At 58.9% G+C, this 23709-nt stretch carries 20 protein-coding genes and 1 pseudogene; 9 read left to right on the top strand and 12 right to left on the bottom strand.

The window, feature by feature from the left end; translation table 11 throughout:
* Positions 1-47: 47 nt before the first annotated feature.
* Together CXF97_RS20075 and CXF97_RS20070 are read right to left on the bottom strand one after the other, a co-directional pair.
* Positions 48-1226, bottom strand: coding sequence for an MFS transporter (locus CXF97_RS20075; protein WP_101160240.1), 1179 nt, complete (start codon positions 1224-1226; stop codon positions 48-50).
* A gap of 118 nt (positions 1227-1344) precedes the next feature.
* Positions 1345-2724: a UDP-glucose/GDP-mannose dehydrogenase family protein gene (locus CXF97_RS20070; RefSeq protein WP_101160237.1), complete on the bottom strand. Its 1380-nt coding sequence runs from the start codon at positions 2722-2724 to the stop codon at positions 1345-1347.
* A gap of 242 nt (positions 2725-2966) precedes the next feature.
* Here CXF97_RS20070 and xerC point away from each other — a divergent pair, with 242 nt between their 5' ends.
* Positions 2967-3905 carry a tyrosine-type recombinase/integrase gene (gene xerC / locus CXF97_RS20065; RefSeq protein WP_313001209.1) on the top strand — a complete coding sequence of 313 codons (939 nt, stop codon included), beginning with the start codon at positions 2967-2969 and terminating at the stop codon, positions 3903-3905.
* Between the two features lie 6 nt (positions 3906-3911).
* Here the strand turns inward: xerC and CXF97_RS20060 are convergent, their stop codons facing one another.
* The 5 genes from CXF97_RS20060 to CXF97_RS20040 all read right to left on the bottom strand — a co-directional run bounded on the left by CXF97_RS20060 (position 3912) and on the right by CXF97_RS20040 (position 10176).
* The gene (locus CXF97_RS20060) at positions 3912-4460 is read right to left on the bottom strand and encodes a membrane integrity-associated transporter subunit PqiC (protein WP_101160233.1); all 549 of its coding nucleotides are present in this window, start codon (positions 4458-4460) and stop codon (positions 3912-3914) included.
* A 17-nt stretch (positions 4461-4477) separates the two neighbouring features.
* Positions 4478-6133 (bottom strand): intermembrane transport protein PqiB, encoded by a 1656-nt coding sequence (locus tag CXF97_RS20055; protein ID WP_101160230.1) that lies wholly within the window; start codon positions 6131-6133, stop codon positions 4478-4480.
* 125 nt (positions 6134-6258) lie between these two features.
* Positions 6259-7560, bottom strand: coding sequence for an FAD-binding oxidoreductase (locus tag CXF97_RS20050; RefSeq protein WP_101160227.1), 1302 nt, complete (start codon positions 7558-7560; stop codon positions 6259-6261).
* Complete coding sequence (locus CXF97_RS20045; protein WP_101160225.1) at positions 7557-8645, bottom strand: polyamine ABC transporter substrate-binding protein; 1089 nt, start codon at positions 8643-8645, stop codon at positions 7557-7559. Before CXF97_RS20045 ends, CXF97_RS20050 begins: the two co-directional genes overlap by 4 nt.
* 172 nt (positions 8646-8817) lie before the next feature.
* Positions 8818-10176 (bottom strand): glutamine synthetase family protein, encoded by a 1359-nt coding sequence (locus CXF97_RS20040; RefSeq protein WP_101160221.1) that lies wholly within the window; start codon positions 10174-10176, stop codon positions 8818-8820.
* A gap of 162 nt (positions 10177-10338) precedes the next feature.
* On the opposite strand from CXF97_RS20040, the gene CXF97_RS20035 reads away from it, so the two are divergent.
* The 5 genes and pseudogenes from CXF97_RS20035 to CXF97_RS20015 all read left to right on the top strand — a co-directional run bounded on the left by CXF97_RS20035 (position 10339) and on the right by CXF97_RS20015 (position 15811).
* Positions 10339-11235, top strand: a complete 897-nt coding sequence (locus CXF97_RS20035; RefSeq protein ID WP_101160218.1) for a helix-turn-helix domain-containing protein — start codon at positions 10339-10341, stop codon at positions 11233-11235.
* An 81-nt stretch (positions 11236-11316) separates the two neighbouring features.
* The gene (locus tag CXF97_RS20030) at positions 11317-11826 is read left to right on the top strand and encodes a sigma-70 family RNA polymerase sigma factor (protein ID WP_101160215.1); all 510 of its coding nucleotides are present in this window, start codon (positions 11317-11319) and stop codon (positions 11824-11826) included.
* Positions 11826-12776 (top strand): FecR domain-containing protein, encoded by a 951-nt coding sequence (locus CXF97_RS20025; RefSeq protein WP_101160213.1) that lies wholly within the window; start codon positions 11826-11828, stop codon positions 12774-12776. The genes CXF97_RS20030 and CXF97_RS20025 overlap by 1 nt, the downstream gene beginning before the upstream one ends.
* Before the next feature lie 67 nt (positions 12777-12843).
* Positions 12844-15246, top strand: a complete 2403-nt coding sequence (locus tag CXF97_RS20020) for a TonB-dependent receptor (protein ID WP_101160210.1) — start codon at positions 12844-12846, stop codon at positions 15244-15246.
* A gap of 105 nt (positions 15247-15351) precedes the next feature.
* Positions 15352-15811: pseudogene (locus CXF97_RS20015) on the top strand (cupin domain-containing protein).
* Between the two features lie 105 nt (positions 15812-15916).
* Here CXF97_RS20015 and CXF97_RS20010 read toward each other — a convergent pair.
* Entirely contained in the window at positions 15917-16306 is a 390-nt protein-coding gene (locus CXF97_RS20010; RefSeq protein ID WP_101160207.1) for a nuclear transport factor 2 family protein, read from the bottom strand.
* Between the two features lie 232 nt (positions 16307-16538).
* On the opposite strand from CXF97_RS20010, the gene CXF97_RS20005 reads away from it, so the two are divergent.
* Both CXF97_RS20005 and CXF97_RS20000 read left to right on the top strand, forming a co-directional pair.
* A complete protein-coding gene (locus tag CXF97_RS20005; protein ID WP_101160204.1) occupies positions 16539-17006 on the top strand; it encodes a metallophosphoesterase family protein in 468 nt (155 codons plus the stop codon).
* A 127-nt stretch (positions 17007-17133) separates the two neighbouring features.
* On the top strand, positions 17134-17619 hold the full coding sequence (locus CXF97_RS20000) for an ATP-binding protein (protein WP_101160201.1): 486 nt from the start codon (positions 17134-17136) through the stop codon (positions 17617-17619).
* A gap of 110 nt (positions 17620-17729) precedes the next feature.
* On the opposite strand, the gene CXF97_RS19995 is transcribed toward CXF97_RS20000, so the two are convergent.
* From CXF97_RS19995 to CXF97_RS19980, 4 genes are all read right to left on the bottom strand, one after another.
* Positions 17730-18161 (bottom strand): VOC family protein, encoded by a 432-nt coding sequence (locus CXF97_RS19995; protein ID WP_101160199.1) that lies wholly within the window; start codon positions 18159-18161, stop codon positions 17730-17732.
* Between the two features lie 506 nt (positions 18162-18667).
* On the bottom strand, positions 18668-19594 hold the full coding sequence (locus CXF97_RS19990) for a DMT family transporter (protein WP_101160196.1): 927 nt from the start codon (positions 19592-19594) through the stop codon (positions 18668-18670).
* A gap of 134 nt (positions 19595-19728) precedes the next feature.
* On the bottom strand, positions 19729-20625 hold the full coding sequence (locus CXF97_RS19985; RefSeq protein ID WP_101160194.1) for a serine hydrolase: 897 nt from the start codon (positions 20623-20625) through the stop codon (positions 19729-19731).
* A 425-nt stretch (positions 20626-21050) separates the two neighbouring features.
* Positions 21051-22583, bottom strand: a complete 1533-nt coding sequence (locus CXF97_RS19980) for an MFS transporter (RefSeq protein WP_101160192.1) — start codon at positions 22581-22583, stop codon at positions 21051-21053.
* A 169-nt stretch (positions 22584-22752) separates the two neighbouring features.
* Between CXF97_RS19980 and CXF97_RS19975 the strand changes: the two genes are divergently transcribed.
* A complete protein-coding gene (locus CXF97_RS19975; protein ID WP_101160189.1) occupies positions 22753-23640 on the top strand; it encodes a LysR family transcriptional regulator in 888 nt (295 codons plus the stop codon).
* Positions 23641-23709 lie beyond the last annotated feature (69 nt).

Below are 23709 nucleotides of genomic sequence, written 5' to 3'. Positions count from 1 at the left end.
GATCAAAGTGGATGCTGACAAATTCATATAAATGCAGTTTTAGTGCACTATTTTTGAATTGAAGCAGCGCGGCGCGCGCTGACAAAACAAAGATAGCCGCCTAGCGCTGCCAGCCCGCTCAGGGCGAAGAACATACTCGGCGCAGGCGTATGCATCAGCAGAAACCCGCAGATGACCGGGCTCGCCCCGCCGCCGAGTGCTGCGAGGTTTTGCGCGCCGTAGTAGCTGCCGCGCAGTGCCTCCGGGGCGAGGGTGTCGACGAAGAGGAAGTCGGCCGGGTAGATGATCATCTCGCCCAAAGTGAAAATGAACATGGCCGCGCACCAGCCGAGCAGGCTGTCGGCCACGCTGAAACCGATGAGGCCGATAATGAATAGCGCGGTGCCGCCGGCAATCCAGTGACGCAGGTGTTCGCGACTCAGCCAGCGCCCGACCTGGTACTGCAGCACGATGACCGTGATTGCGTTGCAGGCCAGCAGGGCGGCCATCGTGTCGAGCATTTGTTGCTGGGTGTGGGTGACCAGCAGGTATTGCGACAGGTACAGGGTGAAACGCCCGTGCACCAATGTGCTGAGCAGGCAGCCAAGGGTGAACAACACCATCGTCCGGTCGTTTTTGAGGATCACCAGGGTGTTGAGGAAACTCTGCGGCGCGCTGCCGACAGATAATGGGCGGGCATCCCTGGCCCCGCCGAACAGCAGAAAAATACTGCCAATGGCAATTGCGCCGGCAACGATGAACGGCGCGGATGGCTGCACCCCGGCAATCACCACGCCGAGCATCGGGCCGACGGCGTAGCCGATATTGGTCAGCGTGTAATTGAGCGAAAACGCCTTGACCCTCTGGCCCACCGGCAGGTGTTCACTGAGGATCGCCTTGCTGCCGATCAGAAACAGCGCCGACGCGGTCTCGCTGATGATCAGCACCACGGTGACCAGATACAGATTCTGCGCGACGGTCAGCAGGATCAGGCCTATACCGCTGGAGAGCATGGTCAGGATCAGCAACTTGCGCTTGTCGAGCCTGTCGATGATGTAGCCGCCGTACAGCGACAGCAACGTGGCGCTGAACACGGCGATGCCCAATAGCAAGCCGACATCCTGCGGATTGAGCCCCAGTTTGTTGCTGAGAAACAAGGTCAGCAGCGGACTGATCAGTGCGCGACTGATGACCACGGTCAGCGAGCTGATCATCAATCGGCGAATGAACGGAGAATAGATGGCCACGGAAGGGGAATGTCCTTATTCGGGAAGCCTTGGGCGAACGCCATCCTCTCTGTGCAGGCGCCACCGGTCAACCTCCATGGCACCACACACAACTTCAGCTGGACACCACAGGGCCAGCTCAAGCCACGTCCGAAGCCGCCGGCCTCTGCCGCAACGTAATCGGTAACTTGCACGATTCACCGCGGCCCATCGGGAAATACTGAAAACCGTTACGCGCCAGGCGTTCAGCGTCATACAGATTGCGGCCATCAAAAATCACCGGGCTGTTCAGACGCTGTTTGATCAGCTCGAAATCCGGCGCCTTGAACTGTTGCCATTCGGTGCAGATGATCAGCGCGTCGGCACCGGCCAATACTGATTCAGGCGTCCCCATCAACATCAGTTTTGGCTCGTTTGGATAAAGCCTCTGGGTTTGCTGCATGGCTTCGGGATCGAACGCACGCACGCTGGCGCCAGCAGCCCATAAAGCCTCGAGCAGTACCCGGCTCGGCGCGTCACGCATGTCGTCGGTGTTGGGCTTGAACGCGAGGCCCCACAGAGCAAAGGCCTTGCCGCGCAAGTCGCCGTGGTAGAACGCCTTGATGCGCTCGAACAGCTTGTGCTTCTGCCGCTGATTGATCGCCTCGACCGCTTGCAGCAGATCACTGGAACAATGCGCCTGCTCGGCACTGTGAATCAGCGCGCGCATGTCCTTGGGAAAACACGAACCGCCGTAGCCGCAACCCGGATAGATGAAGTGATAGCCGATCCGCGAATCGGCGCCGATGCCATGACGCACCGCTTCAATGTCCGCACCGAGGTGCTCGGCAAGTTCGGCGATCTGGTTGATGAAGCTGATTTTGGTCGCCAGCATGCAGTTGGCGGCGTATTTGGTCAGCTCGGCGCTGCGCAGGTCCATGAACAGGATGCGCTCATGGTTGCGGTTGAACGGTGCGTACAGATCGCGCATCACCTCGCGCACTTCCGCGCCTTCGCAACCAATGACGATACGGTCCGGGCGCCGGCAATCGGCAACGGCAGAGCCTTCCTTGAGGAATTCCGGGTTGGAGACGATATCGAACTGCAGCAGTCGGCCGACCTTGATCAGGGCCTTTTCGATGTAATTGCGCAAGGCATCGCCCGTGCCCACCGGCACCGTGGATTTTTCCACCACGATCAATGGCTGCTCACGATGTTGAGCAATAGCGTCGCCGACTGACAGCACAAAGCGCAGATCTGCCGAACCGTCCTCGCGTGACGGCGTGCCCACTGCGATAAACGCCACGCGCCCATGCAACACCGCGAACCGCTCATCAGTGGTGAATAACAGGCGTTTCGAATCCAGGCCCTCGCGTACCAGGCTGGCCAGCCCTGGCTCGAAAATACTGACGTGGCCCTCGCGTAACTGCTCGATCTTCTGCGCATCGACATCCATGCACACGACCTCGTGACCGACCTCAGCCAGCACCGCCGCCTGCACCAGACCGACATAACCACTGCCAAACACCGTGATCTTCATGCCGCACTCCTGCTTGCAGTTCCCTGCATTGAAGATAAGAGCGCGATGTTTCAGTTCGCCTACCGCCGAGGAGGCAGCATTCCGACCGTTCGGGGAATGCCCGATTGACTTTTACGACCTCGAACGTCAGGTTGTCGCCCTTTGGCGGCAACCCTTGTCATTGAGTCAGGCCGTTTTTTTGCGTTCCATTTCATACATTTATTGTTTTTGTTGAATCGTTTTTTATTTCAAGGCCGTTTCGTTTGAGTGATTTGTCGAGTACCCAGCCCGCACCGTCCACCAGCAATCCGCTGACCGTTTACCTGGCTCGACTGGCGCCTTCCAGCCAGTTGACCATGCGCTATGTGCTGCAAGACGCCGCCGACCGCCTCGGTTTCGAAGATGTCGATATCGAAGAAATCCCCTGGCACGGCCTGCAACCGGAAGATGTGGTGGCGCTGGTCGCCGCTTTGCGTGCCGACGGTTACGCGCCGAATACGTCGTCGCTGTACGTGAACGCGGTGCGCGGCGTGATGAACGAAGCCTGGCGCATGAGCCTCATCACGCAGGATCACCTGCTGAAGATGCGTTCGGTCAAAGGCATTGCCGGTACACGCTTGTCTCAGGGGCGCAACCTCAAGCGCACGCTGATTCACGAACTGATGGAAGTCTGCGCTGCCGACCCGCGCCCGCAGGGCTTGCGTGACGCAGCAGTGATTGCGTTGCTGTACGGCACCGGCATGCGCAAGTCGGAATCGGTGGATCTGGATCTGAGTCAGGTCGACTTTCGCGAACGCAGTCTGACGGTCACCGGCAAAGGCAACAAGCAGTTGATCAAGTACGCGCCGGCCTGGGCATTTGCCAAACTCGACGCCTGGCTGCAGCTGCGTCGTTCCCAGCTCAAGGAAGGCGAGAGCGACGATGCGTTTCTGTTCAACCGCATTCGCCGGGGCAGCCACATCACCCGCGAGCGCATCACCAAACACGCGATTTACTACATCGCCCGCCAGCGTGGTACTCAGGTCGGGGTGAAGATCATGCCCCATGATTTCCGTCGTTCATTCATCACCCGGGTGATCGAAGAGCACGACCTGTCGATCGCGCAGAAGCTTGCCCATCACAGCAATATCCAGACGACCGCCAACTACGACGTGCGCGATGACAATGAGCGGCGGCGGGCGGTGGATCGCTTCGATTTATAGACGGTGTCAGCTTTGCGGCGGGCAGCGCGAGCCGGTGGCAGTCTGCGCGATGTGCGCAGCGAGACGTTTGACGTTGTTCTGTTGCGCAGTCACCAGGTCTTCGATGCTCGGCCCTGAAGACGTCTGCAGGACCGAACGGCAGGTAAGCATCGCCGCGTCCGCCGCCCCCAGCGGGCGGACTCGCCATTTCACGTCGATCAAGGCGTACTGGCCGGGAATCGAATCGAAGCGCTGCACATCGACGCGCACGGAGGCTCGATGCTGGCCGACGCCGCCGCTCAATTGATCGGCCAGCGCGCCGCGTAATTCATCAGCAAGCGTGGCGCTCCACCAATCGGTATCAAGAATGGCCACGCCGCTGTTGCCTTGGCGAATCACAATCTGCGCGCGATCGACCTGCGGCGGCACGCTGATGCTTTCGATAGCGATGTCGGCGCCATTGCGACTGGCGCCCGGTTGCGCCGGGGTCAGCGTGTGAAAGCTGATCGGGTCGCTGCGGCACGACGTCAGTAGCACGAACGCAGCGAGCACGGTGATCTTCAACGGTAAAGCCATGGAGGCAGCTCCTGTGCTCAATTGCGTGGCGGTCCTTTGAGGTCCAGCGGTGCGGCGTTATCGGGACGCCCGCGAATCAGCGACTCAGGATGGCGACCAAGGTAATCCGACAGCTCACGCAACGATCGCGACATGCGCCCGAGCTCGTCGAGGGTCTCGGTCAGTTGCTCGCGTTGCGGTGAATCCTCGGCGAGAGTCGAATTGGCGGACTGCAACGTCTTGCTGACGTCGGCGAGAGTGCTCTGTACACCCGGCAGGGTTCTGGCGTTGAACTGCTTCAGCCCCTTGCGCAACTCGACCAGATTGCCGTCGAGGTTGTTGGCGATGCGCTCCACCGGCAGTGCGTTGATCTTGTTGACCATGGCTTCGAGTTTTTCCTGCAACTGTTCGAGGCTCCCTGGGACGGTCGGAATAGTGACCGGTCGTGCGGTAGGGTCGAACGCGACCTTCGGCGCTTTGGGGTAGAAATCCAGCGAGATATACAACTGCCCGGTGAGCAGGTTGCCATTGCGCGCCTGGGCGCGCAGACCGTTTTCAATGAATGTGCCGATCAGGCGCGCGCCGGCGGCCTCGTCGTTTTCGTCGCCATGGTAGGTCTTGAGGATTTTTGCGTGGGCGCGGCCGAGTCGCTGCGGATAAATAACGATGCCGACATTGACTGGAAAGGTGCGTTTGACCTCGTCGAAGTCGAGGTTGACTGCCACCACTCGACCGATTTCGATGCCGAGGAACTCAACCGGCGCATCGACCTTGAGCCCGCGCAAGGCCTGATCAAAACGCAGGGCCAGATACTGCGCCTTTCCGTCGGGCGGGGCGAGGGCAGCGGTCTGGTTGGCGAACAGTTCGAAATTCCTGTCTTCGCTGGCCAGCGTGTCGTTGGGGCTGTAGTCCGGCGCTCGGAAAGCGATGCCGCCCACCAGCAAGGTCGACAGCGACTCGGTTTTTACCGCAAAACCGTTGGCGCCGACATTGATGTCGATGCCGCTGGCGTTCCAGAACCGGGTATTTTCGGTGACGTAGGCATCATTGGGCGAATGCACGAAGACTTCGATGTTGACGCCTTTGCCGTCCGGGTCGAGCGCGTAGGAGACCACCTGGCCAACGGGAATCTTGCGGTAATAGACGGGGGAACCGATGTCCAGCGAGCCGAGGTCGGCAGTGTGCAGAGTGAAGCGCTTGCCCGGTTCGCCGTAGGTGATCGGCGGGGGGTTCTCGAGGCCTTTGAAGTTTTTTGTCCGATTGTTGGCCTGACCGATGTCGGCGCCAATGTAGTCACCCGACAGCAGCGTATCGATGCCCGAGACGCCGCCAGCGCCGATGCGTGGACGCACCACCCAGAACTGGGAATCCTCGCGAGTGAAGGCTTCGGCCTGTTTGGCCAGTTTGATCGTGGCGTTGACATTTTTATGATCGTCGGCCAGTTCGACCTCGGAGACATGGCCGATCACCACGTTGCGGTACCTGACTTCAGTCTTGTTGGCGGTCAGGCCATCGCCGGTCTTGAAGGTGACGGTGATCGTCGGGCCTTCCTGCAGGATGTTGTGTATCACCAGCGAAATGCCCACCAGCACCGCCACAATCGGCACGATCCATACCAGCGAAATGCCGAAACGGCGGGTTTTGATCGGCGCCTGACCGGGTGCTCGCGGTTCGTCGCTGGCTGACGACTTCATCCATGTCCTCCTCAATTAATCGGGCACTGAGCGTCAGGAACGCAAAAGCACTTCATCAATATAGAAGTGCTTGGCGATAGAGCAAATCAACAGCCGCTTTAACTTAGGGAATGTGTAAGCGCCTGTTAACCGAGCATTTCGCGCAAGCGATACCAGAACATGCCCAGCGCCAGCAGCGGCGAACGCAGAGCCGGGCCGCCAGGGAAGGTCATGTGCGGCACGCCGCTGAACACATCCATGCCTTGGCTGTGCCCGGCCTGGATGGCTTCGCCCAACAACTTTGCACACCAGTGGGTGACATTCAGGCCATGGCCGGAGTAACCCTGTGCGTAGAACACGTTCGGGTGCTGTTTGAGCCGTCCGACCTGTGGAAAGCGGTTCGCGGTGATGCCGATCCTGCCGCCCCACTGATAATCGATGCCCACGTCGGCCAGTTGCGGAAACACTTTGAGCATTTTCGGTCGCATATAGGCGGCGATGTCCGCCGGATCACGCCCGGAATAATGACAAGCGCCGCCGAACAGCAAACGTCGATCAGCCGAGAGCCGGTAATAATCGAGCCCGACCTTTTGATCGCACAGCGCCAGGTTCTGTGGAATCAACTGTGCGGCACGGAGTTCGTCCAGCGGCTCGGTGGCGATGATGTAACTGCCGGCGGGCAGGACTTTGCCACTGAGCTTCGGTTCGAGTTCGTCCAGATGCGCGTTGCAGCCGAGCACCAGGCTACCGGCCCGCACTGAACCGGTGGCGCAGCGCACCTCGACGGTCGGGCCATGGAGAATTTCCAGCACCGGACTCTGCTCGAAAACGCGCACGCCCAGCGAAGCCGCAAGCCGCGCTTCACCTTGCACCAGATCCAGCGGATGGAGGTGACCCGACCCCATGTCGATCAACCCACCGGCGTATCCACCGGCATCCACCACTTGCTGACGGATGTGCTCAGGGCCTACCAGCGACGTGGCGTGGGCGTAGCCGAGTTCGCCGAGGCTGTCCTGTTCCTGCTTGAACGCGGCGAATTGCGCGGCGGTGTTGGCCAGTTCGCAAAAGCCCCAACGCAGATCACAGTCGATGGCGTTGTCCGTAATGCGCTGGCGCACCAGGTCCACCGAATCGATGCCGGCGCGCTGCAGATACCGCACGCCGTCGCGCCCAACGTAGCGGGCGAAACCCTCGACGTCATGGCCAATGCCGCGAATCAGCTGACCGCCATTACGCCCGCTGGCGCCCCAGCCAATACGCCGCGCCTCAAGCAGCACCACCGACAAACCGCGCTGCGCCAGTTCAATGGCGGTGTTGACGCCAGTGAAGCCGCCGCCGATCACACAGACATCGACAATCAGATCGTCGTCCAGCACAGGGTAGGGCGTGCTCGCCCTCGCGGAGGCGGCGTACCAGGAGCGGGCGTGTTGTGCGCTGTGCTGATTCATTTGTTTGACTTCACTTTGCTCCACGACCGGGTCATCAGGCGCATGATCGTCTGGGGCGGAGTCGAGGAAATGTAGAGTTTATCGAGCACCGATTGCGGCGGATAAACCTCAGGATTGTTGACCAGTGCCTGGTCCATAAATGGCTTGGCCGCAGGGTTCGGGTTGGCGTAGCCGACGGTGGCGCTGACCTTGGCGATCACTTGCGGGTCGAGCAGGTAATTGATGAAGGCATGGGCCTCTTTGGCGTTGCTGGCGTCGGCGGGAATCGCCAGCAGATCGAACCACAGGTTGGCGCCCTCCTTGGGAATCGCATAAGCGATATTCACACCGTTTTTGGCTTCCCGGGCGCGGTTGGCGGCCTGGAAAACATCGCCGGAGTAACCGAACGCGACGCAAATGTCGCCATTGGCCAGGTCCGACACGTACTTGGAAGAATGGAAATAGGTGATGTAAGGACGGATGCTCAGCAGCTTGGCTTCAGCCTTTTTATAGTCCTCAGGGTTTTCGCTGCGCGGGTCCATGCCCATGTAATTGAGAATGGCCGGAAACACCTCGTCGGCCGAATCCATCATCGACACGCCGCACTGGCTGAGCTTCTTCAGATTCTCGGGTTCGAACAGCACGGCCCAGGAATCGATGTGGTCGATGCCGAGCACTTGCTTGACTTTGTCGACGTTGTAACCGATGCCGTTGGTACCCCACAGATAGGGCACCGAGTGCTCATTGCCTGGATCATTTTTCTCAAGTAATTCAAGCAGTTTGGGGTCTAAGTTCTGCCAGTATGGCAACTGCGAACGATCGAGCTTCATAAACGCCCCGGCCGTCACCTGACGGGCGAGAAAGTGGTTGGACGGCACCACCACGTCATAACCGGTACGACCGGCGAGGAGTTTGCCTTCCAGCGTTTCGTTGGAGTCGAAGACGTCGTAGATCACCTTGATCCCGGTTTTGCTCTGGAAGTCGGCGAGGGTGGTTTCGCCAATGTAGTCGGTCCAGTTGTAGACACTGACCCGTGGCTCGGCGTGGGCTGTGGCGCTGAACAGCACACTCAGCGCGACCGGGAGTACGGATTTCAACAGACGCATATCGACACCTCTTCTTGTAATGATCGTTCCCACGCTCTGCGTCGGGATGCCTCAACGGACGCTCCGCGTTCGGCTCTGGATGGGACGCAGAGCGTCCCGGGATGCATTCCCACGCAGGAGCGTGGGAACGATCAATAACTCACACCTTCGCCATTTTCTTTTGAGAAGGCCGTCAGACGCTTAGCAGCAGGAACTCACGCTCCCACGAGCTGATCACGCGTTTGAAGTTTTCGTGCTCAGCGCGTTTCACCGCGACGTAACCGCGAACGAATTTGCTGCCCAGGTATTCGGCTACTTTCGGGCACTCTTCCATTTGCGTCAGGGCTTCTTCGATGGTGATTGGCAAACGCAGGTTGCGGCGTTCGTAGGCGCGGCCTTCGACCGCCGCGCTCGGTTCGATCTGTTCGATCATGCCGATGTAGCCGCACAGCAGGCTTGCGGCGATGGCCAGATACGGATTGGCGTCGGCGCCGGGCAAGCGGTTCTCCACGCGCATCGACTCCGGCCCGGAAGTCGGCACACGCAGGCCCACCGTGCGGTTCTCTTCGCCCCACTCGACATTGACCGGCGCTGAAGTGTCCGGCAGGAAGCGGCGGAACGAATTGACGTTCGGCGCGAACATCGGCAGGACTTTCGGGATGTATTTCTGCAGCCCACCGATGTGATGCCGGAACAACTCGCTCATGTTGCCTTCGGCATCAGCAAAGATCGGCTTGCCGGTGGCGATCTCGACCACGCTCTGGTGCAGGTGCATGGCACTGCCGGGCTCGTCGCCGATCGGCTTGGCCATGAACGTCGCGGTGACGTTGTGCTTGAGCGCCGCTTCGCGCAGGGTACGTTTGAACACGGTGATCTGGTCAGCCAGGTCCAGTGCATCGCCATGGCGGAAGTTGATTTCCATCTGCGCCGGGCCGTCTTCGTGGATCAGCGTGTCGAGGTCCAGGCCTTGCAGTTCGCACCAGTCGTAGACGTCTTCGAAGAGTGGATCGAATTCGTTGGCGGCATCGATCGAGAACGACTGGCGACCGCTTTCCGCACGCCCCGAACGACCCAGCGGCGCTTTGAGCGGCAGGTCCGGATCTTCACAGCGCTGGGTCAGGTAGAACTCCATTTCCGGCGCGACAATCGGCTTCCAGCCCTTGTCGGTGTAAAGCTGCAGGACTTTCTTCAGCACATTGCGCGGCGACAGTTCGATCGGGTTGCCGAACTTGTCGAAGGTGTCGTGGATGACGATGGCGGTCGGCTCGATCGCCCACGGTATGACGTAGACGGCATCGGAAACCGGTTTGCAGACCATGTCGATATCAGCCGGGTCGAGCAGGTCGTAGTAGATGTCGTCGTCGACAAAATCCCCGGTTACCGTTTGCAGCAGCACGCTCTCCGGCAGGCGCATGCCGCGCTCATGCAGGAACTTGTTGGTCGGTGCAATCTTGCCGCGGGCGATGCCGGTCAAGTCGCTGACCACGCATTCGACTTCGGTAATCTTGTGATCTTTCAGCCAGGTGAACAGCTGATCGAAAGGGGCGTTCATAAAGACCTCGTTATTGGTTTTGTAGACGCCGGGGAGGGCGGGTTTCATCTTCCGCCCCTTCCCCTGTGGCGCGTTGGCGACTATCTTGGGCGCGGCTTGTGATTCCATCTATCCACTTTCAGCAGCACCCAAGCGCACCAAAAGAGTGCGCAAGGTCCACCCATGACAACGTGCAATCCGCTCCAGGTTCAAGCGTTCAACACCGCCGATGTGGCCGAACAAGTGCGCGCCACGCCGGGTTGGATTCAGCATTACCAGCAGATGTCGCCGGGGCATTTCGCCGGACAGATTCGCTATCTCGATCTGCAGGGCGTCGAGGTCTACGAAGAGCAGATGAACACCCGGGTGGAGCAGAATTTCAGTGCGCCATCGGGTGCGCTGGCATTTTGTTTCGATCGCAGCGACAACGCGCTGTATCTGCTCAATGAAGAGAGCCGCAACATCTGGATCACTCCAGAGAACTACCGCGAAATCGCGGTGGTGTTCGGAGCGGATTTCGTCCGCGACCACGGCCTGGATGTGGCGAAACTCGAAGGCTTGTTCATGGCGCCGCTGAATTGCGGCCAGAACGCTTTGTTCAGCGGCTGGTTAAGCTCGATTCTCACAAAATTGTCGCAAGCAATTGATCCGCTTGATAAAAGTTGCCTGACGCAGCAGCTGCTTGAGGACTGCCTGTTCATCCTTGACAACGCTCAAACCACGCTCGACCGTGGCGGATTGCTGCGGCGCAACGACGAACGCAAGATCATGCAGCGAGTAGGGGAGTGGGCGGCTGATTCGTCGGAGGACACGGTCAATCTGCTCGAACTTTCTCACGTCGCAGGGGTACCGCTGCGCCAGTTGCAACAGGCGTTCAAGGCCTACACCGGAATGACCCCAAGTCACTGGTTACGCTTGCGCCGGTTGAACAGTGCGCACCGGGAATTGCTCAGGCGGCGACCCACGCAAACCACGGTTGCCGAGGTGGCGATGCGCTGGTCGTTCTGGCATCTGGGGCGGTTTTCCAGCAGTTACCGAGCGCTGTTCAAAGAGCTTCCGAGCGAGACGCTCAGGCGCTGAGCAGAAAAAGGCTTTGTGTCCTTGGTGAAGTTAAATAGAATCAGTCTCATTTGAATCCACCTTCGCGCAGGGTCTCTTGAGATGATTGAATCCACGTTACCGGCGGAGCAGAGCCTGCAGCAGTTGTACCGCGAGCATCGCGGCTGGCTGGAAACGTGGTTGCGCCGGCGCATGGGCAATGCGTGGGATGCGGCTGACCTGAGCCAGGACACCTTTCTTCGCGTCTTGTGCAACGCACCGCCATTGGCCGAGTTGCGCGAGCCGCGCGCGTATTTGCTCACCGTCGGCAAACGTCTGCTGAGCAATTTCTACACGCGGCGCCATCTGGAAAAAGCCTACCTTGATGCCTTGGCGCTGATGCCTGAAGACTGCGCGCCGTCGCCGGAACAGCGCTGGCTGCTGCTGGAAACCCTGCAGGCACTGGATGAGTTGCTCGATGGCTTGCCGCGCGCGGTGCGCCGGGCGTTTTTGTGGAGCCAACTCGAAGGCCTCGGTTACCGCGAGATTGCCGAGCGCTTGCAGGTTTCTGAACGTACCGTCAAACGTTACATGGCTCAGGCCTACGAGCATTGCCTGCTGGTGGAGCTGTGATGCGCGTTACTCCAAGCGATGAAACGCGTGAAGTGGCGCGGGCGGCGGCGCAATGGCTGGCATTGCTCGAGTCCGGCGGTGCCAGCGATGAAGATCACGCCCGGTTGCAGCATTGGCGCAGCAGCAACAGTCGCCACGAAAATGCGTGGCAGAAAATCCAGCAGCTGCGTCAGCGTTTCGCAGGGTTGCCGCCGGCGCTGACCATGGCCACGCTGGATCGGCCGGACCCAGCGCGGCGCGCGGCTCTCAAGCGTGTCTTGGGCGCGGCGGCGCTGGTGCCGGCGGCTTGGTTGATCGGCCGTGAGTTGCCGCTGGATGTCTGGCGCGCTGATTTGCACACCAGCACCGGTGAGCGACGAACAGTGCAGTTGGCGCAGGACTCTTCATTGCAACTCAACACCGACAGCGCAGTGAACGTCGATCTGCCTGCACGCCAGTTAACGCTGATCCGTGGCGAGATGGCGCTCAATGTGGCGGGCGAATCAGCCTTTATCGTCAACGCGCCTTTTGGCCGAATGATCGTCAGTCACAGCGACATCTCGGTGCGCCTCAGCACCCGCAGTTGCCAGGTCTGCGTGTTGCGCGGTTCGGTGCAATTGCAGCCGCTGCACGGCCCGGCGCTGGTATTGAAGCAGGGCCAGCAAGTCAGCCTGCAAGCGTCCGGCGCCGGGGCGGTGACGGCGTTCGACACGTTGATGCCCGGCTGGCGCGACGGGGTGTTGATGGCGCAGAACCAGCCGCTCGGTGAGTTCCTGCGCGAACTGAGTCGCTATCGCTCGGGCGTGCTGCGCTGGGATCCGGCGCTGGAATCGCTGCGCATCACGGGCAGTTTCCGCCTCGACGACACCGACCAGGTGCTGTCACTGCTGGCCGCAAGCTTGCCCGTCGATGTGCACACGCGGACGCGATTTTGGGTGTCGCTGGTGCCGCGTGCAGAAAAAACCGGCTGAAGCCTGTCCCTTTTTTTCGCCTCGCTGGTCATTCCAGGCAAGTGAACAAAATCGAGAGCTTCTTCCAATGCCCGCAGTATTCCCAGGTCGTTTGCGTCCGTTGTTGCAGTTGAGCCTTTTGCTGAGCCTGAGTGCCAGCCCCTTATTGATTCAATCGAGCTGGGCTTACGATGGCAGCCGGCGCAGTTATCAGGTGCCGGCCGGTAGCCTGAGTGCGGCGCTGACGCGGTTCGCCGGTCTCGCCGGAGTCAATCTTTCGGTGGATCCGGCGCTGGTCAGCGGCCGCAACAGCAACGGGTTGTCCGGTGAATTCGGTGTAGAGGAGGGGTTCAGCCGGTTGTTGCTGGGCTCCGGTTTGCAGCTGCAACCGGTTGCCGATCAGGCTTATACGCTGGTGCCCGCAGCAGAAGGCAGCACCTTGCAACTTGCGCCTACCTCCATTCTTGGCGCGAACGACCCGGCGGATGCCGACGTGTTTGCCGGAGGCCAGGTGGCGCGGCGTGGCTCGCAAGGGCTGTTGGGCTCCAGGGATTTCATGGAAACCCCGTTCAGCATGACCACCTACACCAGCCAAACAGTGAAAAATCAGCAGGCGCGCACGCTCGGCGAGCTGATCGGCAGCGATCCTTCGGTACGCGCGACCAACCCGGCCGGTGGGCGCTATGAGCAATTCACCATCCGTGGCTTCAGCCTGTTCAACAGTGACGTTTCCTATAACGGTCTCTACGGTGTGTTGCCGACGTACACCATCGACATGGAAATGGCTGATCGCGTCGACATCCTCAAAGGCCCGAGCCAATTGATCAACGGGATTTCGCCACGGGGCAGTGTAGGAGGGGGGATCAACGTCGTGCCGAAACGCGCGACCGACAAGCCGATCACCTCGCTGACGACCAATTACGCCTCCAACAACCAAATCGGTGGCGCAGTGGATGTCGGACGGCGCTTTGGCGAAGACAATCAATTCGGTCTGCGTTTCAACGGCGTTAAACAGTCCGGTGATACCGAATGGGATCATCAGAGTGTCGATCGCGACATGGCAGTCCTTGGTCTGGATTTTCGTGGTGAACGCTTGCGACTTTCCACCGATATCGGCCACACCGAACGCGACACCGACGCACCGCAGGAACGCGTGCAGGTCGCGGCCAATGCCAAGGTGCCGAACGCCAATAATGTGCGCGATAACTACGCGCAACCCTGGAGTCAGGCGCGCACCAGGGACACGTTCGGCACGGTCAACGGCGAGTTTGATGTCAGCGATTCGGTCATGCTGTATGGCGGCGTCGGCGCACGTAAAAGCAATCACGATTTTTTGCGCCACGCGGTGTCGGTGAGCAACGACGCCGGTGACTTCAGCGTACAGCCGCGAGATTTCACCCGCGACGAAAACGTCCGCACGGCCACGGCCGGAGTGCGCAACTGGTTCCATACCGGTGCGGTCAGTCATGAAGTCAACCTGGCGGCCAACTACTTTTATATGGACTTCGAAAACGGTGGCGCTCGTTACGCGTCCGGGCGCAGCAATCTCTACGACCCGGTGGAAATCGCCAGACCCGGCACACCGACCCGCAATGACGCCAAGGTCTACACGGAAAATCGCTTCAGCGGTGTGGCCTTGTCCGACACGCTCGGCTTCTTCGACGATCGCTTGTTGCTGACCCTGGGTGCGCGTTGGCAGCGGGTCAAAGTCGATGACTGGAGCGACGGCGTGAAGGGCGATACGGCCTACGATGAGGAAAAGGTCTCGCCATCGGGCGGTGTTCTGTTCAAGGCGACAGACAAACTGTCGCTCTACGCCAATTACATGGAAGGTCTGAGCCAAGGCAAGATCGCGCCATCGACCTCGATCAACGAAGACGAAATCTTTCCGCCATTCATCAGTCGCCAAGTCGAAGTCGGCGCCAAGTATGACGCGGGCGCCTATGCGCTGACGGCAGCAGTGTTCCGCATCAAACAACCTGCCTACGAAACCAACGCTACCACGCGAGTCTTCGGCCCGAATGGCAAGCGCGAGAACAACGGTGTGGAACTGAGCGTGTTTGGCGAACCGCTCAAGGGCGTGCGATTACTCGGTGGTGTGATGTACATCGACAGCGAACTGACCCAGACCACCAACGGCACATTCGACGGCAATCGCGCACCGGCCACACCCAAATACAACGTCAACCTTGGCGCGGAGTGGGATGTGCCAAACGTGCAGGGGCTGACACTGACCAGTCGCGGGATTTACTCGAGTTCGCAGTATCTGGATCAGTCGAACGACAAGGAAATCGACTCTTGGGAGCGGTTCGACGTAGGCACACGCTATGCTTTCAGATTGGACGAAAAGACCGTTACGTTGCGGGCGAATGTCGAAAATGTGCTGGATAAACGCTACTGGAGCTCGGCGGGTGCCTCGGATGATAGCGAGCCGGGATTGACCCTGTCGACGCCGAGAACTTATCTGCTCTCGGTGACGATAGATTTCTGATGGAGCAGGGTAAATGCATCGATCATCGTCGATAATGCATTAACTACACTAAATGACCGTTTAGTTGAGCTAAACAAAAACACAGACAATATGCCGGGGAAGGCCATGATTCAGCGTCAGCCGAACGCAACCGATGCGATTGCTGCGTTGAATCTTGAGTCTCATGTCGAAGGCGGCTATTACCGCAGAACTTATCAGGCCGATCATCGCGACTGCCTCCAAACGCAGCATTTGCACCTTGGCGATGCAATCGAATACAACCTGATCCACGCTCACGGCTTACTGCAAACGCTGGTAATGGGCAGCGATCTTTCCGCAGGCCAGCAACTGCTATTGCATGTACCGGGTGGCACCTGGAAAGCCTCGCGATTGCTCGCAGGATCAAATGGCTTTGGTTTGATCAGCGAAGCAGTTTCGCCAGGGTTTGATTTCGCTGATATGGAAATCGGCGATCGTGCAAAATTGACGGCGCAAATTGCCGCAGCACGAAGAGCTCATTAAAAAGCAGGCACGTGATGAGAAGAACGGATCGGGTAAACGTGGTTTGTATAGAAAGCCGTTTTGAGATGACGATCCAGATGTGAATATTTTGGGTAGCCACGTTGATTAAGTAACATCGTGTTACGTGTAATGTATATTATGTTAAATCATGGCTGTTCATGGCCGATCACTACCAACCTTCGAAATGGTGATAAACCTTGGTGATGACCTTCCATGTGCCGTCGATTTTGATCAGGGTCAGGTAGTCGTTGTAGTCGGCACCGATCGCATCCTTTTCCATATCGACACGCACCACGGCTGTCGTGGGTGTGATCGCCAGAATGTCGAGGCGAGTCGTAATTTCTGGGGCGCTGCCGTTCTTCTGAACGAAATCAAACAGATTCCCGATCGGGCCGCCAAGCAGTTCACCATTGGTGAAACCGTACCTCACGGCGTCTTTATGGAAAGCTTGAGCAACGACTTCTGCACTGCCCACACGCAGACCTTCAACGTATTGATTGGCAGTAGCGATGACAGCGTTGTGCTCGGAGGTTGGTACTGCCTTGATGTTCTTTGACATGGTTCTCTCCTTTCATTGGGCGACGTAAAACACACGTCGCCAGACGCGCTCAAATGCTCAAGCGGTCGGATGGGTGTGGTAAATCTTGCTGACGATCGTCCAAAAGTTTTAGCTCGAATCGCAAAGTCATTGAAGATGCCATTCACGAGGTGAAAAAAATTTACCCACCTGAAGGTCAGCTTTGGGTCGAACACAGTCACTCCTACATGAAACGTCCACGGAGAATTGGCCCATGAAAACCGCCGTGATATCCGACACTCATAATCTCCTCCGGTCCGAAGCCATCGGCGCGCTCCAAGGCTGTGACCTGATCATCCACGCCGGCGACATCGGCAACCCGGACATCCTCGCCCAATTGTCCGAAATTGCTCCCGTCCATGCCGTGCGCGGCAACAATGATCTCAGCAGCCCATGGGCTAAAGACCTCCCTGACCGTCTGGCCTGCACTCTCAACGGCTGGCACACTCTCCTTATCCACGACATCGCCGACGTCCCCGCCGATCTGGATCCAGACACAAAGCTCATCATCACCGGCCATTCGCACAAACCGCGCATCGAATGGCGCGGTGATCGTCTATACGTGAACCCTGGAAGCGCCGGCCCTCGGCGTTTCAAATTGCCGGTCACGCTGGCAATTCTCGAGATACAACCCGACAGCATCGAGCCGCGCCTGATTTCCCTGCTGGATCCCCCCGCCTGAAATCGCTGCGGTTACCGTGATCCAGAACAGGGAATCCAGGCGTGATCTGCAGCGCCACAGCGGTAGCTCTAGTTGCTTCGACGCTTTTCAATGAGCATCATGAAAACTCGACAAGGAGACGTCTCTCATGACCAAACCAATACTGCACCTGATGTCAGGCAAGATTGCGTCCGGCAAATCGACATTGGCCAAGTCCTTGGCATCCGAACGTTCGGCCATTCTGCTCAGTGAAGATTATTGGCTCTCAGAGCTCTATCCCGATCAGATCAAATCAGTGGTCGATTACGTGCGGCTTTCGCGTCAGATTCGGAAACTGGTCGGCACGCTTGTCATCGACGTGCTGAATTCTGGCGTGACCGTGATTTTGGATTTCCCGGCTAATACCCCAGAAGACAGGCAGTGGTTATGCGGTTTGGCTGACGCTGCTGGAGTTTCCCACTGTTTCCACTACATCGAACTGGATGATGAGACCTGTCGGGCCAGGCTACATCAGCGCAATGGCCGCGCCGAGCATGAATTTGCAGCGACTGACGCTGAGTTCGATTTGATCACGAGCTACTTTCGTGCCCCGGATGTGAGTGAGGGAATTGAGATTGAAGTTCACCGAGTTTAAGGGCAAGCGTGCTTAAAGTGGGTAATCCAGAAGGTCCGTTTTTTGAACGGTTTCAGCCCTTCGTGAAAGGCAGCAATCGACCCGAAGCTGACGGTCAACTCGGCTCGGCGTCAGATATAGCTAGCCGGTCTCTCACCCAACCGCTCTACTAATCTTACGAGATAACCATCGGGATCCTGGACGATGAATTCGCGCTGGCCCACTTCTACATTCTCAGCCCGATACCAAGTGTCCTTGCATTGTCGATAGAGGGGAAATCCCGCCTGATCAATGTTTTGGATAATGGGTGCGACGGCTTCAACATCAATCTGTAAATTCATGCCTCTTCCAAACGGTTTGGTCAACGGCGCAGTCAGCCATTGACCCCCGTCCGAATCAACCTGCTCAAGCATTACTTGAGCACCGTTCAAATCAAGGTATGCAAATCCATCTTCCTGGCGTTGATAGGCTACTTGGAACCCCAAGCAAGAAACCCAAAAAGCCAAGCTGCTATCCAGGTTGGTGACCATCAACTCCGGCACCAGTTTGTTACGTTCGAGCATGAGATGACTTCCATTTCAAAAGGATAATTTCTCTACGGGCGGGCACGTTCTGCACGTATCGCTTCGATTCCACGGCGCGATCGTAGTGAGCATGATGATGCATGGTTGGGTGGGAATTATCGAGTCGCGCTGAGTGGCAGCTTTGGGCGGGTTTCGGTCCGTAATAAAGAGCGGCAATTGGCACGGTGGAGACTTCTGCAGATCTTCGACCGTTGGATGCTACTTAGCGGTAGAGCTCTCCCCTGCTACCGGTCGACCATCGAGGGCAGGCAGCGGATCGGTTTGGATTCCGGTGAGGATAGCGGCCCATGCTGTGTAGTCAGTCGAAGGCATAGTGTCACGCATATTGAGTGAGTGGGTAAAAGCATCGGCGCTCTCCACGTGACATCATTATGACATTGCCTTGCGTAGTTAGTGCGTTCACCCAGACGACCGGTGAAGTCAGAATCTTAGAGCTCCCCGCCCTCCTCGCGCACAACTTGCGTCAGTTGCGCGACAACGGGCGCTTATCCAACGTCTTTCTGCACGCGAAAAATCGTCCAACCTGCGATCAAGATCAACAGCATTCCAGCCCATGTAAAAGAATCCGGCACTTCGTTAAACAACACGTAACCCCACAAGCAAGCGAAAGCCAGGTAGGCATAGTCAAAGGTGCCGACAAGTGCGGGAGGTGCAATCTGGTAGGCTCTCGCGGTAGCTGTATTTATCAGAATCAACATGCAGGCATAACAGAAGATGAAGACCATCTCCTGCCAACCGAGCGTCTGCCATGGAGAGAGTAAAAACGGAGCGCGAGCAACCGTTGCCTCGCTGACGTTCAGTGAGGCGATACCTCCCATGCAGGCGGCAAAAAGGAAAGCGACGTTCAATCCTAGCGCCAATACCAGAGGATGCTCACTGCGACAATGTCGGCGCGTCACCACCATCGCGAGTGCGTAAAAAACAGCGCCAACGACAGGCAGCAACGTCGCCAGCGTAAAGATTTCGGAACCTGGGCGCAGCACCAAGGCTACGCCCACAAAACCTAACCCCACAGCAGCCCAGCCGGTTGGAGACAAAGGCTCACCGCCATAGCAGGTGGAGAAAAGGGCTATAAAAATCGGCGTCGTGTAGATTGCAACGGCAGCGACCGATAGTGGGATTAACGGCAGTGCCGAGTAGTAAGTCACCCACATCAATAACAGCAGAAGACTCCTGGCCATTATCCACGCAACGGAAGTAATTCTGAGGCGGCCTGTGCGGATGCGTCGGCCAAGCCAAGTGCCCAGGGCGGGAACCGAAAGGCAAGACACGATCAAGAACAGCTGCCATAGGGGCAGCTTGGCGCTGAAGTATTTGACTGCTGCATCGGCCAGGGCAAGCAGAAAAACAGCGCCGACAATCAGTGCTATACCCTTGGGAGCGTTATCGATCCGAGTACCGTATTCGTTCATGAATTGCTTCCCTGCCCAATAAGCTTTAAGCCTACCCAGTTGTCATCGTCGGCTTGCAGCGATCGGCCCCAAGGCGCCGGCAGTAGGCTCAACGCCATCACCCCTGCCTATGGTGGGCCCAGCGCTATAAGCAATTAGAGTTCCTTAAACGTCTGTCGCAGAGCTTGCATCAGTTGTTCAACAACGATCGCTTCGACGGCACCTTCACTGGCGTCTACCTGAAAAGCAGCGCCACTGGCCGACACTTCTCCATCACAAACCCAGTAGACAGCAATCGCGCTACCTGGCCCGCAGCCTGTATGTCCGCTTAGGGCGAATCCACCCTCAAGCGTTCCCTGCATCAAACCCAGGCCATAACTCGGTGCGATCCACGGACGTCCGGGAATGGGCCCGCCCAATGTGCGTGCTCCTCGCATCTCAGTGAGCAAGCCCGCTGAAAGCAAGTCTGCGCAGAAGAGTCGATCCAAAAACAATGCCGCTTGCGAAACGGGGCCGATTAACAGGCCGTGGTAAACCCAGGCGGGGTCATAGTTTAGAGTGTCCACCCCGTGGTTTGTTTTTAAGTCTGCTCGCGTTCTAGCGAAGCGGACGTTGGACAATCCCAGAGGAGCGAGTACCCGTTGATTTACAGCATCCTCAAGCGTGAGATCAGTCAGCCGTTCAATGAGCCTTCCGATGAGCAGATAACCCACATTCGAATAACGCCACCCGGCTCCGGGGGTGTATCGCAGTCGAGCACCATCAAGGCGTTTTAACATTTCATCTACAGACCAGGCCGACTCACCGTTCGCAACGGCCCGGTGGTACTCGCCAAGCTCGCCGTAGTCGGCCAGACCTGCCTCATGCCGCAGTAGCTGGCGCAATGTGTAGGGCTGATCAAAAACGAGGTCGTCCAACCCTATAAAGCGGTCACGGACTAACGAGAGAGCCGTCGTCGCCAAAACGGTTTTCGTAAAACTCCACCAAGGCACGGGGAGATCTCCCTGTTGATGTGGTTGTGGACGACCGTTTACCACGAGTGCGCTGCGCATTGGCTTCCTTGACGTTTGAAACGGATCGACGACTCGAAGAGGTATTCTATTGACTGTCGTTCGCCAGAGTAACAAGCCAGCCTCTGAAAAAGCGCTGAACAACGCCCTTTGCGCCACGCTGTCATCGCAGGTTAAGTCAGACACGACACCAATTGCGTGTGGCCGAACATCGTTTGATGAGCTTCATAGAGGGGCAAGCTGTCTCTGCAGGTCTGACCCCGGGCCGGTGACGTATGTGGGTAAGCGTCCGGCGAACACGGCCTGGTGAGTCAATAACACATGTCTCCAACGTGGGCACGGAGAACTCCGGGTAGCCTTCCATTGGGGTGATGAAACCGAAGATGGGCCGAGCCTTCCCCGCTGGATACCCGCGCATAGCCGATGCTATGTGCGGTCGGGGGGCCGAGAGCCTGTCCCAATCGGATTCATGCCGCGGGTACCACTTCTTCATGCGCACGCGATCGACCCAGCAAAGCGAACACTAGCAGCGCAGTCAGTGCCGAAGATCCAGCCAGGATGTACGAGACCCAGCGCAATGCCCGGTCGTAGGTCGCAAGCAGCAAGGCGCGCTCGCCGCTGACAAGGGCACTGGCATGCGCTAGATCGCCGAGCGCGGCGCGATTGGCGGCCTCGATCACAACGGCTGGATCGGCCGCGACTAAAGTGCCGAGCAATCCGCCCTGAACCAAGAACGCCAGCATCGCGCCCGCCACCGCGATGGCAATCCCATCGGCCGAAACGCGCACGCAGTTGAAGATGCCGGTCGCCATACCTGCACGTTCTGTCTCCACCACGCTCACGGCCATGCCATCCATCAGCCCCCAAGGCAGGCCAATGCCTGCGCCGATCAAGGCCAGCGGCGCAACCAGCGCAGGGCCGGCCCCGCCGGACAACACCTGCCCCATCCAGACCAGTCCGGCCGCCACCAGCAGCAGCCCGACGCCAGACAGCATGCCGGAGGTGAACCAGCGCGACAACCACGCGGCAAGGAACGGCACGACCAGCAGCGGCGCAGCCAGGGCGATCATCATTTGGCCCGCTTCCAATGCGCTCAGTCCGTCGATTCCGATGAAGCGGCCCGGCAGCATCACGATCAGTGTGACGAAGAAGAAGGCCGGCGATGCGGCCAACACCTGCACGCCCACGAAGCGCCCACTGGCGAATAACGAAAGGTCGAGCATCGGGCGCGCGACACGGCGTTCGAGGCGTACAAATGCGATGAATAGCACCACTGAGGCCAATAACGTGCCGAGCACCGAAGCGCTGCGCCAGCCTTCTTCCGGCGCTAGCAGGATGCCGTAGGTGAACAAGCTCAGCGCGGCGGTGAAGCTGAGGGCGCCGGGCCAGTCCAGGCCGGTAGAGTCTGGGTCGCGGGACTCTGTGGCGCTGACCCACACCAGCAGGAAACCGGCCACGCCGATCAGCGCCGTCGCCAGGAACACCCAGCGCCAGCCCGCCACCTCCACCAGCAAGCCTGCCGCCAGCGGGCCGAAGGCCAGGCCGATGCCAAACGTGGTGCCGAGCAGGCTGAACACGCGTGTACGGATCGGGCCGTGGAAGGCCTGTGCCAGCGAGGACATGGCGCCCGCGAAGGCGGCTGCGCCGCCCAGCCCTTGCGCCAGGCGCAGCCCGTCGATCCAGCCGACCGTCGGCGCCAGCGGGATCGAGAACGTTATCAGCACGAATAGCGCCAGCCCGACCAGCCACACGCGCTTGCGGCCATAGGTGTCGGTCAGGCTGCCGGCCGCCATCATGGCGCTACCGTAGGTCAGGATGTAGCCGTTGACCACCCAGTTCAGTTGCACCGCCGTCCCGCCCAGTTCCTGACTGATTGACGGCAGCACGACGGCCGGCCCGGTGAAGCACAGCGGGATCAGAATGCCGGTAAGGCAGGCGGCAAGCAGTTGCAGCCAGTCGCGTCCGGTGGTACCGCTTGTGGCGGTCAGGGCTTGTGTCATGGGAAACATCCGCAAAGAGTCATTAGAGGGTCAGGCAGGCGTCACATATCTCGAAAGCCAGGACAGCCGCATCCAACCTGTGCAGCCGTGAGAGTAAGTGCGGGCTCGATTAAGAAAAATGGGCTAAGGTTCCGAACATATCGGACAAATTTTCCTAGAACGGTGAAGAATGGATTCGCTCAATGGCATCGCGTTCTTCGTGCAGGCGGCGCAAGCCCGTAGCTTTTCGGAAGCTGGGCGCGTGCTCGGCGTCTCGTCTTCCGCCGTGGGAAAGAGCGTGGCCCGGCTGGAGGAGCGACTGGGCGTACGCCTGCTGCACCGCAGCACGCGCAGTATCACGCTGACCGCCGAGGGCACGCTGTTCCTGGAGCGTTGCAGACGCATCCTCTGCGAGGTCGAGGCGGCGCAATTGGAACTGTCGCAAACCCGGCAAGCGCCCCAAGGCAAGCTGCGCCTGAGCATGCCGTTGGTAGGCAGCTTGGTCATGCCGGCGCTGACGGCCTTCATGCACCGCTACCCCGCCATCGAACTGGACGTGGATTTCTCGGATCGGATGGTCGACGTAATCGAGGACGGGTTCGATGCGGTCATTCGCACCGGAGACCCGACTGATTCCCGGCTGATGTCCCGCGCACTGGGCACTTTCAAGCTGCTGCTAGTTGCCTCGCCCCGGTACTTCACCGCGCGCGGCACTCCGCGCGAGCCCGCCGACCTGACGGGCCACGCCTGCCTGCAACATAAGTTCCCGAGTACCGGAAAGCTCGAGTCGTGGCCCTTGCGCAGGCAGGAGGGCGAGGCAGAACCCGTCCTCTTGGCCTCGATGGTATGCAACACCACCGAGGCCCTGTTTCACGTCGCCCGTGATGGCCTTGGAATCGCCTGCCTGCCGGACTTCATGGTGCGTGATGCCATTGCGGCCGGCGAACTGGTGACGGTGCTGGACGACTTCAACCAGCATCAGGGCACCTTCCGCATGCTTTGGCCATCGAGCAAGCACCGGTCGCCGAAGCTGCGCGCATTCATCGATTTCATGGGCGCGGAGCTTTTCAAAACCTGATCCGGACTGGTCCACAGTGGCAACAGTTGCCCAATCGCACTCGCGCGCTGAGTTGGCAGGCGCGCGAGT

The organism is Pseudomonas sp. Choline-02u-1, assembly GCF_002836515.1.
GTDB lineage: Bacteria > Pseudomonadota > Gammaproteobacteria > Pseudomonadales > Pseudomonadaceae > Aquipseudomonas.
This window is presented reverse-complemented; position numbering and strand designations above follow the sequence as displayed.

Coding starts and splice junctions, on each gene's coding strand:
- CXF97_RS19990 (WP_101160196.1), bottom strand. CDS start 19,594: ATGAACGAATACGGTACTCGGATCGATAACGCTCCCAAGGGTATAGCA.
- CXF97_RS20060 (WP_101160233.1), bottom strand. CDS start 4,460: ATGGCTTTACCGTTGAAGATCACCGTGCTCGCTGCGTTCGTGCTACTG.
- CXF97_RS20045 (WP_101160225.1), bottom strand. CDS start 8,645: ATGCGTCTGTTGAAATCCGTACTCCCGGTCGCGCTGAGTGTGCTGTTC.
- CXF97_RS20050 (WP_101160227.1), bottom strand. CDS start 7,560: ATGAATCAGCACAGCGCACAACACGCCCGCTCCTGGTACGCCGCCTCC.
- CXF97_RS19985 (WP_101160194.1), bottom strand. CDS start 20,625: ATGCGCAGCGCACTCGTGGTAAACGGTCGTCCACAACCACATCAACAG.
- CXF97_RS19995 (WP_101160199.1), bottom strand. CDS start 18,161: ATGCTCGAACGTAACAAACTGGTGCCGGAGTTGATGGTCACCAACCTG.
- CXF97_RS20000 (WP_101160201.1), top strand. CDS start 17,134: ATGACCAAACCAATACTGCACCTGATGTCAGGCAAGATTGCGTCCGGC.
- CXF97_RS20005 (WP_101160204.1), top strand. CDS start 16,539: ATGAAAACCGCCGTGATATCCGACACTCATAATCTCCTCCGGTCCGAA.
- CXF97_RS20010 (WP_101160207.1), bottom strand. CDS start 16,306: ATGTCAAAGAACATCAAGGCAGTACCAACCTCCGAGCACAACGCTGTC.
- CXF97_RS20055 (WP_101160230.1), bottom strand. CDS start 6,133: ATGAAGTCGTCAGCCAGCGACGAACCGCGAGCACCCGGTCAGGCGCCG.
- CXF97_RS20025 (WP_101160213.1), top strand. CDS start 11,826: ATGCGCGTTACTCCAAGCGATGAAACGCGTGAAGTGGCGCGGGCGGCG.
- CXF97_RS20040 (WP_101160221.1), bottom strand. CDS start 10,176: ATGAACGCCCCTTTCGATCAGCTGTTCACCTGGCTGAAAGATCACAAG.
- CXF97_RS19975 (WP_101160189.1), top strand. CDS start 22,753: ATGGATTCGCTCAATGGCATCGCGTTCTTCGTGCAGGCGGCGCAAGCC.
- CXF97_RS20070 (WP_101160237.1), bottom strand. CDS start 2,724: ATGAAGATCACGGTGTTTGGCAGTGGTTATGTCGGTCTGGTGCAGGCG.
- CXF97_RS19980 (WP_101160192.1), bottom strand. CDS start 22,583: ATGACACAAGCCCTGACCGCCACAAGCGGTACCACCGGACGCGACTGG.
- CXF97_RS20020 (WP_101160210.1), top strand. CDS start 12,844: ATGCCCGCAGTATTCCCAGGTCGTTTGCGTCCGTTGTTGCAGTTGAGC.
- CXF97_RS20030 (WP_101160215.1), top strand. CDS start 11,317: ATGATTGAATCCACGTTACCGGCGGAGCAGAGCCTGCAGCAGTTGTAC.
- CXF97_RS20035 (WP_101160218.1), top strand. CDS start 10,339: ATGACAACGTGCAATCCGCTCCAGGTTCAAGCGTTCAACACCGCCGAT.